This window comes from Micromonospora sagamiensis, assembly GCF_014680085.1.
Taxonomy (GTDB): domain Bacteria; phylum Actinomycetota; class Actinomycetes; order Mycobacteriales; family Micromonosporaceae; genus Micromonospora; species Micromonospora inyonensis.
The window spans coordinates 1,696,312-1,716,406 of record NZ_AP023438.1 but is presented as its reverse complement, the minus strand read 5'-3'; the positions used below and the strand labels follow the sequence as shown (position 1 = coordinate 1,716,406).

General features: G+C 69.8%; 1 protein-coding gene (cut by a window edge). It reads left to right on the top strand.

Going from position 1 to position 20,095, the window contains the following annotated elements:
• The first annotated feature begins 16 nt into the window (after nt 1-16).
• Nucleotides 17-20,095, top strand: partial view of a toxin glutamine deamidase domain-containing protein gene (locus tag IGA62_RS07005; protein WP_190289263.1) — the 5' portion only. 22,080 nt of this gene lie beyond the right edge of the window; only the first 20,079 of its 42,159 coding nucleotides appear in the window; its start codon is at nt 17-19; its stop codon lies off the right edge, out of view.

Here is a 20,095-nt window from a genome sequence, read left to right as displayed (position 1 = left end):
GGTCGCCGTTCCTTCCGTGGGGCTCAGTGAGTCGTCGAAGCGGGCGTTGGAGGCGTTCACCGGGATGCGGTTGCACCGGTCGAAGTTGCCGGTGTTGGCGTATGACCTGAACGCGTTGGAGGTGTTGGCGGAGCGGTTACGGACCGTGTTGGTTCCGGAGCTGGCCCAGGTGATCAAGGTGGTTGGGGCGGCGGGCGAGGGCGAGGTCTTCGACCGGTTCGTGGCGCAGACGGCTCCGTTCGTGGAGTTGTTGGACGGGGTCGCCGACGTGAAGGTCGGCGTGGCCCAGGCGATGCGGGGCTTCCTCAACCAGATGGAGCTGACGGATCGTCAGGCGCTGGTCATGTTCATCTTCATGATGACGGAGCTGGCGGTCGCGTTCGCGATGGCGTTCTTCCTGCCGGTGGAGGCGGCGGCGCACATCGTGAAGACCCGGACCATCATCCAGACGATCCTGAGGTCGTCGATGGTGCGGGCGGCGGCGAGCAGCACGGCGATCCAGATGTTGTTCATGCCGGGGTCGTCGTTGTTGGCGCAGATCACCATGGTGGCTGATGGTCTGATGCCGGGGGTCGACTGGGCGCAGGTCGGCAAGCAGGCGTTGTACGGGTTGGCGGTGGCGGGTGTCACCACGGCGGCCGGGCCGGCGATGGGCCGGTTCGCCGGGGTCGTGGGTGGTGGTCTGGCGAAGTTCGGGGTGTCGGATGCCACGCGTGACCTGTTGACCCGTCTGTGGATGGTGCCGGTGTCGGAGGTCGGCCTGGAGGTGGTCGGCGATATCGCCGCCAGCTACATGGTCGACGGGACCTACGACCCCAGTGGTCTCGCTATGGCCGCGATTTCCGGGGCGTTGTCGGGGTCGGGTGAGCTGGGCGCGTCCGCGGCCGGGGCCGCCGCGCGTCGCGTGGCTGTCGGTTTGGGGTTCAACCCGACCCGGCCCCGGTGGACTATGCCCGGTGGCACCGGCTTCACCGCGGACGGCAAGCCGGTCGCGCCGGTGCCGCCGCCCATCCCGGTCACTCCGGACCCGTCCGCCTATCAGCCGGAGGTCGACGATCCGGCGGGTGCGGGTTCCGGCGGGCCGGCCCCGGTGCCCGTCCCGCTGGTGTCGGCACCGTCGCTGTCGGCACCGGCACCAGCGGTGCCTGAACCGGTGCCGTCGGTACCGGCGTGGTCGGCACCGGACCTGTCCGCGCCGTCGTGGTCGGTGCCGGACCTGCCGGTGCCGTCGTGGTCCGTGCCGAACCTGCCCGTGCCGGCCGCGCTGGCGGTGCCGGTGGTGCCGGTGCCGGAGTGGGTCACCACCGCTGGCGCGCCGGTGGTCGAGCAGTGGCAACAATTCCAGCGGGAACTGGTGGACCACTACGGTGGGCTGCTCGCCGGGACCGGGCAGGCGCGGCAGTTCCTGGCCGGGCTTCCCGTGCCGGTCGAGCAGGTCTTCACCGAGTGGGCCGACGCCCGGCAGAACGACCCGACCGTTCCCGCCTTCCTGTCCCAGATCGGCCTACCCGCCACCGCGCTCACCGAGCGGTACCTGTTCGGTGTCCGGGACCAGGCCGTCGCCCGTGTCACCGAAGCCCTCGCGGGGCAGATCCCGACCGGCGGGCAGATCCCGGCGGCGGTACGCCCGGAGCTGGTCGTCGCCGCGCTGCCGGCGGAGTTCGACCGGCAGGCGTTGCGTTCGGCCGTGCACCTGGCCGCCCAGCACCACATCGACCAGTACCTCACCACCGGCACACCGACGCCCGTCACCCTGCAAGGCGGACTGGTCCTGCCAGGGGCCGTTCAGGTGCCGGGGACCGCGGGCGTGCCGGGGGCGGCTGGCACGCCGGGGGCCCCTGGGCTGCCGGGCGGCGCGGGCGTGCCGGGGACCGCCGGGGCGGCGGCGGTGCCGTCGGACGCCGTGCGTGCCGCGGTCGCGCGTGACGTACGGGCCCACGTGGACCGGAGTCTCGACGCGATCCTCGGCACCATCCCACTACCCACCGCACCACTCACCATGCCGCCCACCGTGCCGTCGGCTGCGGTGGCCAGTCCGGGCGCCGCGCAGGTCAACGCCGTGGCGGACGTGGTCCGACAGGTGGTCACCGACCTGCCCGCCCGCTTCACGGCCGCGGTCATCTCCGACACCACCGCACCGGAGGCCACCCCGGCCGGCACGGACACCCCGGCAAACCGGCGTACCGACGTGCCGACGGTGCCGGTGACCCCCGAGCAGCACACCGCAGCAGCGGCCAGCCTGGCAGAAGCCCAGTTCACCGCCCTGACCAAGGAGTACGGCGTCGTCGATCCGGACGACGCTGTCGCCAAATCCTTCCGACAGGACTGGGTCAACGGATACCACCAGGTACTCGCCCAGGCCACTGCCACCCCCGGCACGACGGGTATACCCAGCGTGCCGGGCACGTCCGGGGTGCCGGCCACGCCCAGCACGCCGGGTGCGCCGGATGCGGCCGGGGGCCGCAGTACGGTGTCGGCCGGCGCGGCCCCCCGCACCGACGGCACGCCGAACCACCACGACGCCAGCGACCAGACGTCGGTCAGTGAACTCTCCGTCCCCAGCGACGACATCTTCAGCCGCGACAGCAGCTTCAACGACACCACGACGGTCAGTGACCTCTCCTCGCAGGACGAGCTGACCAGCCGCGACGACGCCATGACGGTCAGCGACCTCTCCTCGCTGGACGAGCCGATCAGCCGCGACCCGGTCAAACGCGACGTCATCGACGGGGATTCGGTCAGTGGCGTCTCGTCCCTCGACGAGTCGGACCATGGTGCAGCGGCCAGGCGCGAATTCAGGGACACGGATCCGTTCAGGGACGCCTCCTCGCGGGACGGGTTGATCAGCGGCGACCCGGTCACGCGCGATTTCGGCGGCAGGGATTCGTTCAGCAACGTGTCCTCGCTGGACGAGCCGGTCGGTGGGGACCCGGGCGGACGCCGCGAGCCGGCCATCACGGCACCGGAGCCGGCGGTCGCGGCAACCGGGCAGCCCGTCGCGGCGACGGGGCAGCCCGTCTCGGCGGCCGAGGCCGCGCGGCGGGTCGCCGACTGGGTCGACCAGACGCCGGTGGGCTCCGACAACAGCCACGACCCGTGGTGGTGGTGCGTGCAGGCCACCCTCGACGCCTACACCACCGCCTACGGAAGGCCGGGCAAACGGGCGGTACTCGACGACCGAATCATCGGACCCGACGGCCGACCCGCACCCACGCGGACCTGGCCGCAACTCCTGGACATCCTCGGCGCGACAGACGAGAGCGTCGCCCACCCCGGCGGAGTCCGATCGGAGGACGTACTCGCCGCCCTGCGAGCGGCACCGGGCTCGATGGTCGTGGTCAGGATCGCACCACCCAACGAACCACAACACGTGTTCGCCCTCCACAGCCAGCCACAACCATCCGGACCACCGACCATCAAGGTGCGCGACGGCCTGGTGCCCGGCGCCGAGGACCGACCCGAACCGACCAACCCGGAACGTGACCCGTGGCTACGACACCTGTTCGCATCGAGCACCCGACTCGCCGCGTTCGACAGCACCGGGCGACCCACCACGATCGCCGACCTTCTTCCCGACCGCACCACCGCACACCCGCAGCCGATCACCACGACCAGCATCGACCCCAGCGCCGTCCTGCTCGCCTCCACCACCCCGCCGCGCGGCCCGTCCCAGGCGATGCAGGCGGACACCAGCTCCCCCGAGCCGGCCGGCTCCCCCTGGCAGCCGTTTGACCCGGGGGTGATGGACGATGCGCCTGGTATCGGCCCGGCGTTTGTCGAGCAGGGGTTCCATGAACCGGACCCGGATCTGAGCGGGCTGAATCTGAACACACCGGCGGAGCTCCCCATGGACTGGGCGCCGCCGTGGGATGTCGAACCGGTCGAGTCCGACCTGTTGTCAGGAGGGGAATCACCGACATCCGACATGGACGAGGGGACGCCGAGGGGCGCCGAGCCGGTCGACCCTGCGGATCCGCTGGCGGAGGTGGATTCGCCGGCATCGGAGTCCGGCACCGATTGGCTGGCGGATGCCGACCTGAACAACCCCTGGGAGCCGCTGGACGGGGTGTCTTTCGTCGATTGGCGGGCGGAGTCCGGCCCGGTCGGCTATTGGGATCCGCTGGCGTTGGTCGATTCGCCGGCACCGGTGTCCGACGTCGATCGGCTGGCTGAACCCGAAGAGGTCGAGTCGGACGTGCCGGCAGGGGTCGATTCACCGACGTCCGAGGACGGGGAGCCGCCGGCGGGTACCGGCCCGGTCGACTCCGGGAGTCCGTGGGCGGAGATTCCTATGCCGGCATCGGTGGCTGGCACCCCTTGGCTGGCGGATGCCGACCCGGGCGAAGCCGTGCGGCTGCTGGCAGCGTGGGACCAGCGGGTCTCGGCGCGTGGTTTCGGGACCCTGCCGGAGAACCCCGCACCAATCGGGCCGGACCCGGGGTCGAGTGGGGCACCGGCGGTCGGTGGGGCCGGGGGTGTCCCGCAGGACTGGAAGCGGACCGTGGCTTCGGCGATCGCGCAGTTGTCGGCCGTGGGAACCCGTGGTGAGGCGGGTGGAGTCCGCGATGTCGCGGCGGAGTTCGTGCAGTGGACGCGCGACGTGCTCGGGGTCGATCTCTTGGCTGACCTTCCGAAGCCGGACGACTTCTACCGCGCTGTGGTGCGTCGCTTCGAGGAGAAGTTGAAGGCTGCGGGGGTCGAGCCCAGCGCTTCTGGACTCCGCGCGTGGGTGGCCCGCGAGTTGGCCGCTGACCTTCGCCGGGGTGGCGAGTCGGAGTTCAGCAGGTTGCTTCCGTATCCGGAGGTCATGTCCGAGCAGCGACGGGAGGATCTGCACCGGCAATGGCTCAACAAGATCGCGCGCGACCAGACCGGCGATTTCGACGTTGCGCATGTGGTTCCGCGCGTCATCGCTTCGCGGTTGTCCCTGTCGATGCGGATCCACCATTCGTTCGGTGCTCCGCATGACATCGGCCCGGAGCCCGGTGCTGGTGTCCGGTATCCGGTCGTGTTCCACAAGGGCGTTTACTACCTCGGCCAGCTACCTGACCCGGCCGATGCCGAACGCGCTCGCCGCATCGCGGAGGGCTTCTCTCGGACAGAGATATCCGACGACGAGCAGCGGCGACTCGATCGACTGTTCGACGACGCACGCGATCTGCTGCTGGCGGCGATCGCGGAGGCGGAGAACAACCCCCATCCGACCAACTCCGACCAGTGGCCCATCCTGCGGGAAACCTTCCACCGCCAACTCGCGGTCATCCGTCAACACCCTGACTCTCCCCACAACAAGAAGGCTCGGGAACTCGCTAACCACGTCCATTACCTTCGGAGACTCCTCACTGCCGGCAGATGGGAGTCCGGGAACCGGCAGAACCTGGAAAACCAGTTCACCATCCACCTGCCCGTCTCCGTCGGCGCAAGGGGCGCGGGGTACCGGTATTTGCGCGTGTGGTTGCGCAACAGCCAGTCGACCGCCGTTGATGTCGATCGGATGGCTGTCCCGGGCGATTCGGTCGCTGTCCATTTCGGCAAGGTCGGCGGAGTGGGCACCGGCTTTGCCGAAGTCTCGTACACCGCGGCTGACGGCACCGAAGTCCACTCTCGCCGAGAAATCGGCCGCAGTCTGAACGACTCGGAGCTGGCCAGGCTGAGGAGCAGGGCGGTCGGCAAGGTATGGGACCTTGACCGTCCGCCACTGGTGCGCGATTTCTACACGACGACGTCCGTGCAACACAACGGGGAATTGAGCGTGGGGCTCGGCCAGGCTGCCCCCGGCCAGGACATCCTGAAGCCGAGGATCCCGCCGGCCTCGGTGGTCGGCGGACTCCCGCCCGTTCTCATCAGGGAGCTGAAGGAGGCCCGGCTTCTGCTCGGGTATGCCCGGGACGACGGCCGACCCACTGCCGTCGTGGAAGCGCCGGCCGGGAAGAACGTCAAAGGTCAGCCCCTGTACCTGGAATTGTCCAAACCTGCCACCACTCGATACGACATCGAGCGGATGCGCAAGAGGGCATTGTGGGAACCGGAGGATCGGTGGGCTCTTTCCCAGCAGATGTCCTTCGATGTCGTGTTGCAGCCGGGGGCGTGGAGCCGACAGGGGCCTCTGTCGATTCGCGCTGCGTCGGGTCCACTGTCCATCGAGGTCAGCGGTAGTGGTCGGGCCAGGACCTTGGCCGGGGCGGAGGTGGATCTCTCCCCGGGGACGTCGGTCACCCTGTCGCTGGGGAAGTGGCCGGGGCAGGGGGAGGACGGGGCGGGTGTCGCCGGCACCATTCCTGTCGTGGTCCGCGCGCCGTTGGTCGACGGGTCCGGACACGTCTACCGGCTCTTCGACACCGGTGTGGACATCCGGAACTTCGACGGCCTGACAAGCGAGATCAGCACTGCCCCGGCGGAAGTGCGGGAGGTTCCGGGGCGGATTGGGGTGCAGGCGGTCGGTGGGTCCGGCGGTGTCCCGCAGGGCTGGAAGCAGGCCGTGGCTTCGGCGATCGCGCAGTTGTCGGCCGTGGGAACCCGTGGTGAGGCGGGTGGAGTCCGCGATGTCGCGGCGGAGTTCGCGCAGTGGACGCGCGACGTGTTCGGGATCAATCTCATGGCTGACGTTCAGCCAAACGACTTCCACGACGCTGTGGTGCGTCGCTTCGAGGAGAAGTTGAAGGCTGCGGGGGTCGATCCCAGCATTTCTGGACTCCGCGCGTGGGTGGCCCGCGAGTTGGCCGCTGACCTTCGCCGGGGTGGCGAGTCGGAGTTCAGCAGGTTGCTTCCGTATCCGGAGGTCATGTCCGAGCAGCGACGGGAGGATCTGCACCGGCAATGGCTCAACAAGATCGCGTACCACAGGACCGGCGATGACGACGTCGCGCATGTGGTTCCGCGCGTCATCGCTTCGCGGTTGTCCCTGTCGATGCGGATCCACCATCCGTTCGGCGCTCCGCATGACATCGGCCCGGAGCCCGGTGCTGGTGTCATCCGGTATCCGGTCGTGTTCCACAAGGGCGCTTACTACCTCGGCCAGCTACCTGACCCGGCCGATGCCGAACGCGCTCGCCGCATCGCGGAGGGCTTCCCTCGGACAGAGATATCCGACGACGAGCAGCGGCGACTCGATCGACTGTTCGACGACGCACGCGACCTGCTGCTGGCGGCGATCGCGGAGGCGGAGGACAACCCCCATCCGACCAACTCCAAGCACTGGCCCGTCCTGCGGGAAACGCTTCAGCGTGAGCTCGCGGTCATCCGTGAACACCCCGACTCTCCGCACAACATCCGTGAACACCCCGACTCTCCGCACAACAGGAAAGCCCGGGAACTCGCCGCATACCGCCGATACTTCGACGACCTCCGTGCGGATCATCGATGGGAGGAAGAAACGACGGACTTCCGTTACGACTTTACGCTCGACGTCGGCGTCAAGCGACTTAGGAATGGCAAGTCCATGGAGCTGAGCGTGCCGCTGGACGGCGGGGCCGTACCTCTGAGTATCGGCCGACTGGCCATACGGGGCGACCGGCTTCCTGTTCATTTCGGGGCGAGAGGCGAAGAGGGCATCGCTTTTGCGGAATTCCGGTATACCGACGTAACCGACGGCACCGACAGGATCCTCTACCGAAAATTCGAACACAATCTCAGCGACGGTGACCTGCTCGAGTTGAGGGGGAAGGCAGCCGGCCGCGTGTGGGACCTTCACCACCGGCCGCTGTCGAGCGACCACTATCAGGTGGCAGTGCCTCTATCGGGACGCGGGTATGTGGCCGGTCACTACGGCGACCCGGCGGCCCGGAGGAACGACAGACGGATCGTGGTCCCACACGTCCCGGTGGTCGGCGGGCTTCCGGCTGTTCTCCATGCCGAGTTGAACGGCCGTCTCATCCTCGGGTACGCCGAGGGCGGTCGACCCACTGCGGTCTTGGTAGCGCCGGCCGAAAAGAACGTCACAGGACTGCCCCTATACCTGGAAGTGGGCAAGCCCGCCCTCGTCGTCGACGACATCAAGCGGCTGCGCAAGGACGCGCTGTGGGAACCGGAGGATCGGTGGGCTCTCTCCGAGCAGATGTCTTTTGAAGTCGTATTGGAGCAGGGGAAATGGACGCCCGGTCCGCTGCCCATCGCGGTCGGCGGTCGTGACCCGGCCAGGACGTTGGCCGGGGCGGAAGTGGATCTCTCTCCGGGGACATCGGTCACCCTGTCGGTGGGGCAGTGGCAGGGGCGGGTCGGGGCGGATGTCGCCGGCACCATTCCTGTCGTGGTCCGTGCGCCGTTGGTCGACGGGTCCGGACACGTCTACCGGCTCCTTGACACGGGTGTGGACAACGAGCGCTTCGACGACCTGAAACGCGACATCACCGAGGCACTGAAAAACCCGGGGTCGGCTGCGGCGATGCTGGCGGGGAGGTCCGACGCTGCGGCGCAGGGCTTGCCGCAGGAGAACCTTGAAACGTCGGGCTCGTTGCCGGCGGCGGTTGCCACGGCGATCGAACAGTTGTCAGCCGTGGGCAACCTCGACGAGCAGAACTTCGTGCGGTGGACGGGCGAGGTGTTCGGAATCGATCTCACGCGAGCGAAACCGGACAACTTCTACGACTCGGTTTTCCGCATCTTCAAGAAGCAGTTTGCGGACTTGGGGATCAACCGTCAAAGACTGCACGAGTGGACGGCCAGCAGCCTGGCCGCCCATCTCCGTCTGGGTGACGCGTCGGAGTTTCGGCGTTTGCTTCCGTATCCGGAGGGCGTGTCCGAGCGGCGACGAGAGGACCTGCACCGGCAGTGGATCGGAAAAATCGCGTACGGCTATAACAGTGATCACGACGTCGCGCATGTGGCTGTCCATGTCCTGGCCCGGTTCATACCCCAGTCGGTGCGCATCTACCAACCGTTCGACGCCCCGCACGACATCGGTTCGGGGTCCGATTCCACCAAGCTGCCAGTTGTCTTCTACAGGGGCGCCTACTACCTCGGCCAGCCTTCCGATCCAAACGATGCTGACCTCGCCGCCAGAATCGCCAGGGGTCCCGAGCGGACGCCAATACCGGACGGTGAGAAGCGGCGACTGGATGGACTGTTCGACCAGGCGCTCGGTATGCTGCTGGCGCGAATCGGTGCGGTGGAAGAGAAACTCCGAACGGCCGGCAGCCACTGGCCCGTCCAGCGGGAAGTACTAGAGCGTAAGCTCGCGGTCATCCGTCAAGGGGTCGGCGGGGTAGATCTCGCCGAGCGGCAACGCCCCGAATCGCCCCGGCAGCAGGCCGACACCCTGACGGAATACCGCCGGTACCTCCACAGCATGTTCCAGTCCAACCCCTGGAGAGGAGAGGACCCAAGGCCTCAGCGAGGTCGGGTCACCCTCCACCTCAACGTCGCCTCCCAAGGTGATTCGATGGCAGTGGCGTTTGCCCAAGTGGGTGACAAGCGCCTGCGTATCCGCCATCTGAATGCTGTCGCCATCCCGGGGGACCGGATCGCCGTCGATTTCGGGATGGACGGTGAAAAGGTCTTCGCTGTTGCCAGAATTCCCTACACGGCGCCCGACGGAACCGAGAGATTCATCTACCGGGACAATGATACGGACTTTACTGCGGAAGATCTGAATGCTCTGAATGAGCGGGCAGTGGAGGCCCCGTGGCGGAAAGTGCACTCGGCGATCGACCAGTTGACGGCCAGGAAAACCCACAAAGGGTCGGCATTCAAGCGTTGGGCGTATGAGGTTTTCCGCATCGGTCGCGCGGAGGGCGGCGCGCAGCCGCTCGACGCCTTCTACGGGACGGTGTTGAGCACCCATCAGGACCGGTTGGCGCAGGCGGGCGTCACCACCGTGGCTGAACTGGGCGCATTGGTGGCCCGCCACCTGGACGTCGACCTCCGCCGGGGTGAGCAGTCGATGTTCGGAGCACTTCTCCCCTATCCGGAGGACATGTCCGAACAGCGACGGGAGACCCTGCACCAGCACCTGCTCAACAAACTCGTACACCGCCAGCCCGGCTATCCCGACGTCGTGCACGTGGTTCCCCACATCGTGGCCTGGGGTTTGGGTCTGCCGATGGCGATCCACCATCCGTACGGTGCCCCGTACGTCATCGGTCCGCCAACCGAAGACGGTGAGGTCCCGCAACCAGTCGTCTGGTTGGACGGCGCCTACTACCTCGGCCAGCCTCGTGACCCAGACGATGCCCGCATCGCCGAGGGTTTCCCGTCACCGGCAGCCCTCACCGAACTGCGCCGACTGGACGCGGTGTTCGACGAGGCGCTCAAGGTGCTGAAAACCGATGTCGACACGGCGGAACAGAACACGGTGATCCGCCACTGGCCGCTCCTGCAGGACACCTTCCACCGGAACCTCGCGGCTATCAGTCAACGCCCCGGCTCCCCCCAGGGGCACGCCGACGTACTCGAAGAACACCGCCGATACGCCGCCGCCCTCCGCGAGGAGAGCACGTGGGAGGACGAGAACCGTTGGAACCTGCAAGACCCGTTCACCGTCCCCGTCCCCGTCGGGTACACCGCGGGTCGTCCGACTCTTCGGCTTCGGCTTGACGGCAACGACATTTCCCTCGGATATGTCGATCGAGTCACTGTCCCGGGCGACAGGGTCGCTGTCGATTTCGGGAGGGTTGACGGCGAAGGTGTCGGTATTGCCAGAATCCCGTACACCGCGCCCGACGGCACCGAGAGGTTCGTCTACCAGGAGATCGCCCGCAGGTTCACCGACAGCGAGCTGGCCGAACTGTGGAGTGTGGCAGCCGGCCCGGTATGGGAGACCGTCGACCGGTGGACGTTCGGCAATCTCTACCACATCACGGCGCCGGTGAGCGAAAGCGGAATATTTGACATCACCTTTGGCGGCCAGAGAGTCACGCTCCCACCGGTCGAGGTGGCCGACGGACTTCCGCCGGTCATCGCCGCCGAACTGAGGGAGGGGCGTTTCCGGCTCGGGTACAGCATGGAGGGTCAACCCCTGGCAGTCCTGGAAGCACCGGTCGGAAGGAACGGCACCGGAGCGCCCCTGTACCTGGAGCTGTCCTCGCCGGCCCCCACCGCCTACGACATCGAGCGGCTGCGCTCGATGGCGCTGTGGGAATCGGCCGAGCCAGCGGTGCTCCTCGACGAAGTATCCATCGATCTCGTCATGCAGGAGGACAGGCGCACGCCCCACCCGCTGCCGCTCACGCTCGGCGATGACAACTCGGGCAGGACGCTGGACGGGCAGGAGGTGGATCTCTCTCCTGGGACGGAAGTCGCCCTGCGGGTCGGCCGATTTCTTCGGCTGGAGGAGTCGAACGTCGTCACGAGCATCGTCGCCGTGGTCAAGGCGCCGTTGGCCGACCGGTCCGCATACGCCTACCGGCTCGTCGACACGAACCTGTCGAACGAGTGGTTCGACGAGTTCAGGGCGCAGTGGGAGACGACCGACAGCGGCAAGCGCCCAGCCGTGCCGGAATGGCCGGCGGGCCCACTCGAGAAGCGTCCGCGTACCGGGGGCGGGCTGCCTGGCAGCCCGGCCGCGTTCGAGTGGGGTCCTGGGAAGGGCTCGTTCTCGGCTGGTATGGGCGTGGAGACCCTGTCGTCTTCCGGATGGGCGGCTGGGGTGGAGCCGTCGGTGGAGCAGGTTGACGGTGGTTGGCGTGTGTCGTATCGCAGCATGGAAGGTTTGCCCCGCTGGGACGAGATGACGCGGGTGCACTCCGATCGGTTCACGTTCAAGAGCGCGGAGCCGCTGCGGTTCGTGGAGACGCCGGGGGCGGAGCATCCGTTCCGGGTGGAGACGGCGGGGGAGGACGCGGGGGTACGGGTCCACGTCGACCATTGGGTGCACCGTGAGTCGGGGAACGTGGTGTTCCGTCTTCGGTTGGAGCCCGACGCGGACGTGGTTGAGGCGTCCATCCTGCGCACGCTGCGTGCTGTCGAGCAGTGGGTGACGCAGACCAACGAGCGGTTGCGGCCGGAGGGCGGGCCGCAGGCGGTGGCGGTGGTGTTCGATCCGGCCGCGGAGACGGAGGTTCGGCTCAGCCGGTACGGCAGTGACCTGCGGGACAGTGATCGTGTCTGGGTCAGCGAGGACGGTTCGGCGGGTCGGATCAACCAGTTGCACTGGCTTGCGGATCTTCCGTCCCGCGCCTATGGGCATGAGTTGAAGCACTTCGCTGGGGTGCCGCACGATGGTTCGCCGGATGATCTGCTCAGGACGTCCAGGACCGGCGGTGACGATCATCTCCACGAGCCGGGGTTCACCAAGTGGGAACTCGACGAGATCCGCAAGACGGCTGCCTCGTACGTCGCTCCCCCGGTCGCGCCCCGGCCGGCTCTGGTCCCGCTCGGCGTGCCCCGCGACGGTCGCGACCTGTTGTCCGCGTTCGTCGCCTCCGAACCGGCCCTGGTCCGCACCGCGCTGGACGCGCGGCTGCCGGCGGACCTGCGGGAGTTCCTCTCCGATCCGGCCGGGGTACGGGCCGCTGTTGCCGAATCGGTTCGTACCGGAGTAACGCAGGGGTCCGAGCTCGGTCGGGTCACCGAGCTGTTGCGGGACCACGTGTCGGACTATCTGGAGGAGAACGCGGGGCGGTTGCCGGCGGACGTGACCGCGCAGCGGCTCGCCTTCGGGCCGCAACACGAGCGGGACGTGGCGGCGCTGAGCCCCGACCAGGCGCTGCGGCGTCTCGGTGACCTGACGGACGCCGGTCTCCTGGACCCGGACACCGCGCGGGCACGTCTCGACGAGATGCGGGCGAACCCGGCGAACGCCGGCCGCCACCTGTTCGAGGTGTTGACCGACCCCGATCGCCAGCTCGACCCCGGGGAACTGGCCGCGGTGAAGGCGGCCGTGGACGACTGGGCGACCCTGTCGGGCAGCCCGGCCGGTCGGTTCCTGGCACCGCTGCTGGCGCACGCGACCGATGCCCGGATGCAGGTTTCCCAGGTCGCCCCGGGCGGGGTGCGGCCGGTGGGCGGGTACGGCCCGGCCGGGGGCACCCCGGTCAATCTGGCCCAATCGGCCGCCGACCCGGAGCGACCGGGCGTCCACTTCGACGCGCTCGTGCCGGAGACCCCTGCGGCGGTCGAGCCGTCGGCCGTACCCCCGCAGCAGCTCGCGCCGGCCCCGCAACCACCGGCCCCGGCCGCCGGGGACGGTCAGCAGCAGGTCGTTCCGCTGGCCGCGTCCCCGGACGCGCCGCTGGTCGTGATGGCCGAGGGGCTGCCGGACGACCTGCGGCTCCAGCGCGCGGTGGGCGGTGTGCTGCTGCACGACAGGGACGCCGCGCCCGGCCCGATCAGCTCGCGGGTGTTGCCCCCGACCGGCCCCGGCCCGGCCGTCCTGCTGCACTCCTCGGTGCTCGACCCGGACCGTCTCGGCACCGCGCTGGCCGGGTTGCGGGCGCAGGACGCCACCATGGCCGTCCTGCACTGGCCGCAGGACCAGCCGGTCACCGTGGCTCGGGCGCTGGAGGTCACCGCGCAGGCATTGGGGCCGCAGTCCCTGGCCATGCTGTCGGTGCCCCGGTCGGCGCTGCGGGACCGGCCGACGCCCAGCCCGCAGATCGTGCCGCTGGACGCCAACGGCGAGGTGACCTTCTTCAGCGGGCGGCCCGAGCGGTATCTCTTCCTGCCCGAGGTCACCGGCGCACCGCGCCGGCCCGCCCCGTACGGCCTGCCCGAGCAGTCGCCCGGCGTGTACGGGCTCGGCGACGGCTGGGTGGTGTGGGACGGCGGTAGCCACCTGTGGATCGGGCCGGAGTCCGAGTTGGACGGGGCGCGGCGGTTGCTGCCGGACACCGGTGGCTGGCTGGCTGAGCCGGTGGTCTTCCTGGGCTGGGCAGCGACTGCGCTGCCGGTCGAGGTGGGTCACCGGGTCGGTCGGATCTTCGGGGGCATGCCCGCTGCGGCGCCGACGAACCTGATCACCTCCGGGATGGGGCTGGACCGGCGCACGCTCGTCCCGTCGGAGGTGTCCGGGCTGCCGGCCGGCGTCCAGTTGAGCCACGTCCCGGGTGGGGTGCTCGCCCACACCGGTCCACGGCCGCCGGCCGGTGCCACGACCCTGAACTGGTCCGACCTGACCAGCCCGGACCGGCCCCGGCTGGTGGTGGACGAGTCGGTCGGCGACCCGGTCGCCGTCGTGGAGGCCGTCCGTCGGGGGCTTCCCTCGACCGCCGGCCCGCTCCAGGTGTTCGTCGCGCCGCCGGCCGCCGGCTCCTCGGGCACGCCGTCCGGTGCGGTGGCCGCTGCCCGGGTGGCGGAGCTGTTGCGGGAGCGGTTCGGCGGGCGGCTGGAACTGGTGCTGCCGGTCTCCGTGGTGGGCCGGCAGCCGGCCGGTGTCGACGAGTTGGTCCCGGTCGACGCCCGGGGGCAGGAGACCTTCCCGGCTGCCGCGCACGCCTGGCGGGTGCCGCTGCGTCCGGCACCGCCCCGGCAGCCGGGGCCGCTGGGCCTGCCAGCGGCTGCCGCCGGTGGGTTCGAGGTGTACCGGGGTTGGACGGTCCGGGAGCAGACCGGGGTCGTCCTGTTCGCGCAGAACGGCACCAGCCCGCACACGCTCTCCCCCGATGCCCTGGCGGCCCCCGCGAGCGGGGTGGCCGTGGTGGTCCAGTCCCGGGGTGGTCCCATCCCGCGCGAGGTGGCCGATGTGGCGGCTCGGCTGCTGTCCGGTGTTCCGGAGGCTGACCGGGACGTCCGGGTCTTCGGCAACGCGGCCAGCGCCGGACCGGCCGCACCCGATCCCGGCGGGTCGTCCGCGTCGGCTCCGGCGCGGCCGGCCACCCCGGACCGGCGGGCGCTGGCGCTCGGCGATCCCAAGGCCAACCTGCCGGACGTCGACCGTATCGAGCAGGGACTGCGCGCGGAGGTGGCCCGGCGGGGCGTCACCGTGCGGGACAACGAGTGGGAACAGTTGCGTGAGCGGCTGCTCAACAACTACCCGCAGGTGGTCTCCGCGGACGGGCACCTGTTCACGCTGGGTGGCATCGAGGTGCGGGCCCGCCTGCGGCCGGAGGACCCGCAGCTGGTGTCGAACCCGGCCGGCTCGTTCGACACGGAGACGCCCGGTCCGTCGCTGGACGACACGGAGGGCCGGACGAGCGAGAACGGCCGTTTCCACGCCAACCAGTTCACCCAGGGTGTCTTCCAGACCGGTGCGCACAGCCAGTCCGACGGCACCACCACGCGGGCGATGCGGTTGCGGGGTGGCTTCAACGTCGACGTGCCGCTCGGCCCGATGACCCACTGGGGACCCAACTTCAACGCCACCCTCAACAAGGTCGACCAGAAGTCCGCCTACCTGATCGACGCGGAGAAGGGCCGGGTGCTCGACACCCGCGCGGACTCGACGTTCTACTCGTACGAGCCGGGATGGTTGATCGAGGCACGCGGCGACGGGCAGCCGTGGCAGGCGGTGGAGGTGCCGGAGCCGGCGGACGGGCAGGAGGCCGCCCGGCTGGTGGTGGCGATCCCCGACCACCTGCTGGAGAACGCCGGCGAGCAGGTGGTCGCCGACCTGCCCGAGCACCTGCGGGACAACCTGACGCGGGTGCCGGAGCTCTTCTCCGCCAGCAACATCACCGGTCTGAACGAGCTGTACGACCTCGTCATCGACCGGCTGCGCGCCGACGGCTTCGACATGTCCATCGACAGCCCGATGCGCAACGAGTTGCAGCGCAAGCTGTGGAACCTGGAGACGCACTTCGACGAGGCGGTGAACAACCGGCGGACGCCGGAGACGGACGGCGACGCCGGCGCAATGACCCGGGGCTTCGCGTTCACGTTGCACGACGACGGGAACGCGGCGGCCAGCATCCGGGTGTACGGCCGTCGTCTCGGCGGCTCCGTGCAGGTGGGCCTCGGCGGCGGCTCCACGCGGGTGGGCGCCAGCAGCGACAAGGCCCACATCGAGCAGGTGCGTACCGGCATCGTGGGGCAGGGCGGCGAGTTCACCCTCGGGCAGTCCGCCGGGCTGTCCCTCGGCGGCGCGGTGGATCTGCCGTTGGCCCGGCGTCTCGACGATCCACAGGCGTACAAGGAGAGCACCAAGCTCGGTCTCTCCGCCCGTGCGGGGATGAGCTGGACCAGCAACGACGGTGGTGGCGTCACGGTGGCGTCGCTCAACGTCGTGGTCGGCCGGTACACCGGTCAGACGGTCGGCCACGAGGTGCCGTTCGAGTGGCACGCCGAGGTGGTCACCTCCCGCCGCCCGCGCGAGTGGCCGCATCCGACGCCGGTGGTGAACGGGTCGGCGGTGCTCCGGATGTCCGAGCCGGACGCCTTCGACTACGGGTTCAGCGTCGATGCCGACGCCTTCGCCCCCGATCCCGTCGCCGGTCTGGCGGACGGTGACCTGGCGGTGGTGCCCGCAGGCGGACGACCGCGGTCGGTGCCGCACGACCAGTGGCGGCCGCGGTTGCGCAACACCGGCGTGCACCCGGAGGACACCGGCGGCAACCTGCTGCCCCGGCACGTCATCCAGGGGCGGGGTCTGCTGGGTCAGGCCCTGCCGAGGATCGACAAGCCTGCGGTGCGGCGGCTCCGGGCCGGTCTCATGGAGGTGCTGGCCGGTGAGGGGTTCCTTCCGGCGGACGGGGACCGGCCGTGGGCGCACGGGGAGCAGAGCCGGCCGGCGACCCCGGATCCCGGTACGCCCCTGGAGGAACGGCCGCTGCTGGGTCGGATGGTCGACGGGGCGCGGGACGCCTACGACGAGGTCGTCCACCGCGACACCGACGCCGCGATCGACAACCTGGACCTGTTCAACAAGATGGTGAGCGGCGACGGCCTGGAGTCGCACTTCGACTCGCTCGGCCAGGACGGTGCCGCGTTCGTCGACGACCCGGACGCGCCCGCCCCGGAGGCGGGCATGTCCTTCACCCTGCACAGTTGGCGCAACGCGGTGATGCGTACCGCCGAGGTGACCGTCTTCGCGATCCCCCGGATCACCGCGGACGTGGACGCGGACGGCAACTCGGTGCACTTCGAACGGCTCAGCGACGAGGTGAGCACGGTCACCCTCGGGATGTCGCTCGGCATCGCCGGCCAGGGCGCGAGCGGCAACCAGGGCTGGTCGGTGGAGGGCGGGGTGAACACCGCGCTGCCGCCGAGCGTCAAGGAACTTCGGTCCGTCGGACTCCTCGGCGGGTCGGCGAGCCGCAACGTCGGTGCCGCCGAGCGGGTGACCCGGGTGGTCAACCGGCCGGAGCTGAAGGAGTACGGCGGCCGGGTGATGTTCGTCAACGCGCCGTACGACCTGGGCTACGTGGTCCGGATCAGCGACCGGGCCACCCCGATCGTCTCGCCGGAGCTGATCCCCGCCAACGTGCACGCCGCGCTGCTGAAGTTCAACTCCGACCCGGCCACCTTCAGCGAGGTGGCCCCCGGCGACATCGCACCGTCGGTGCTCAACCAGGGCATCGTGTACTTCGTCGACGCGCACGGCCTGCGCGCCGCGGCGCAGAACCAGTTGCCACGGGACCTGACCCAGGCCGGCCGACCGATGACCGGGCCGGTGGCCAGCCTGACCAACCACGTCACCTTCCAGGCGCGGTTCAAGGAGGCCGTGCTCGGCGAGTACGGCGCGACCACCCTGGTCGAGCCCGGCTTCTGGGCGAACACCAGAGCGGCGCTCTCGGTCAAGGTGTCCGGGATCCGGGGGGCGCGGTTCGTCGGCGCCACCCCGGACCAGTACGTCACCGGCCTGATCGAGCTGTACCTGGCCGAGACCGTCAACGTCGCCAACGAGTCGTTCACGAAGGTGTTCAACCTGCCCAACATCGGCCTCGGCCACAAGTTCGGCCCGCTGAACGTCAGCTTCGGCGAGTCGGCGGGCGTGCGGGTCAGCGAGAGCGAGTCGGCGGAGACCAAGCGCGTCGGCGGCCTGGAAATGCTCAAACTGGCCTTCGGCCGGGGGTACGCCTTCGAGGCGGAATACGACATCAACGTCCGCGCCGGCATCCACAAGCAGGTCGGGTTCGCCGCCAGCCGGGTCAGCGTGCCACCCGAAGCCGACCTGCGGGGCCGCATGATGCAGTTCATCCTGCCGGAGGCGGAGGCCCTGGCGCAGTACGCGGCCGGGGAGCTGCCGGTCAGCGATGTGCAGCTGGTCGACGCGATGGGCCGGTGGTCCCGCGGTGAGTTGGTGCTCAGCGGCAACACCGTGGCGGGGTTGCTCAGCCGGTGGCGTGGCGACCTGGCCGACCGCGCCGCCCGCCGCGCCGTCGACGGTCTGCCCGACCTCGGCGCGTACCTGATCCAGCACCGGGTCCAGACGTGGGCGCTGACGCTCGCCGACCGGCCCGTGGACCTGGCGCAGGGCGGCGCGGTGCTCGACCCGCGCCGCCGCGCGCAGTTCGCCACCGACTTCGGGATCACCCTGGACCCGGACGTCAACCCGTTCAGCGCGTTGACCCTGCCGCCCTACCTGACCCGCACCGGTGACCGCACGCTGGGCCACGCGGGCGTCGACGAGGTGGTGCTGTTCACCGGGCCGGCGCCGGCCGACGGCGGACCGCGCCCCACCACGACCGTGCTGGACGCCGTTCGGGAACTGGTGGACGCCGGCCGGCCCGGGCTGCTCGGGGCCAGCCACGACAACTGGCCGGGGGCGGGGACCAGCTGGGGCGTGCTGATGGTCTCGCCCGACGAGTCGGTGGTCGGCGCGCTGCCCGGCGGCCTCGAAACGCTCCAGTCCACGCTCGCCGGCCAGCGCGCCAACATCGTGTTCGCCGACATGCTGCACCGCTACAACGGCGTGTCGTTCTACCTGGTCGACCAGCGTAACCCGGTGGCGGCCCGGATGTTCAAGCTGGAACTCTCGGCCATCCTGGAAGACCTGCCCTGGTACACCGACTGGGTTGCCGACTACGGCATGGAGAACTACGCGCACGCCTACGGCGCCACCGCTCGCATCATCGGAAAGACGCTGGGCTGGAACCTCACGCCGGCCAGGTTCGGCTTCTCGGTCGACGGCATCCCGGTGTCCACCGCCGGGTCGCTGTCGTTCGCGCCGGGCGCAGGCCGTGGCGTCAAGGGCGCCGCGCAGGTCGTCCGGGAACGGACCGTCTACGACTGGACGGGGCATTATCGGGCCAGGGCCCTCATCGGCCTCACCATGAAGTTCAGCCGGGTGCGGATGCACGGCTGGCAGCCGAGCTACCTGGTGAACCACGTGATGACGGCCCTGAACGACGCGGCGGACTGGGCGTTGCACCAGGCGCCCGCCGGTTTCGCCGACTGGATCTCCCTCGCGCCGGTGGAGCCGGTGCTGACCCGTCACTACGAGGGGCGGATCGACTTCAAGGTGCCCCGGGGGCTGGCCGAGGCCACCCCCGTCCCCCGGTCGCCGCAGCTGGACCTGCGCGCGTTGCCGTCGCTGCCCGGCGACGCCTACGTCAGCGGTGCCCTGGTCGACGACCTCTACCCGGCCGCCCGGCACCTGATGGGCAACGTGCTCGGCCCGCAGGCCAACGACCCGGCCTACCGGGGCAGCGTGGCGCTCGACGGACTGCTGTCCCGACTCAACGTCGACAACCACCTCTCCGAAGGGCTGGGCGACGGCGGATACCTGCTCGGCTCGCACCTCTTCGTCGCCGGCTCGTCCAACAACCGGGTCGCCATGCGGATGTACGTCAAGCTGCACTCGCTGGAGATCATCAGCAAGCTCGCCACCACCGGCACCGGCCGGTACGCCAAGTTCGCGTTCACCACCTCGGCCACCCAGTCGCGCAGCCGGTGGCGGCCCAACGTCGACGCGGGGATGTCCTACGGCTCGCCGATCGGGAAGACGAACATCGGCCCGCAGGAGGACACGACGGCCGCCGGCGGGATCTCCACCGGCGCGAACCGGACCGCGCCGGCCAGCCACAGCGCCACCTTCGACGACACCAAGCGGCTCGAGAACCACCTCAAGATGCAGGGGTTGACGTACCTGGTCCGGATCCGCACCCAGGCGCGTTTCGTCGCGGTCCCGCACCAGCACAGCGCGTTCGACCGCGACGCCGGCCTGGCGCCGATCGAGCCGGCGCGGTTCGAGGCCGACGACGCCCCCGGCACCGGTTGGATGAGCGGCGACGGGTTCTACGAGATGTTCGCCGACGAGGTACACGAGCTCCAGCGCGCGCTCTCC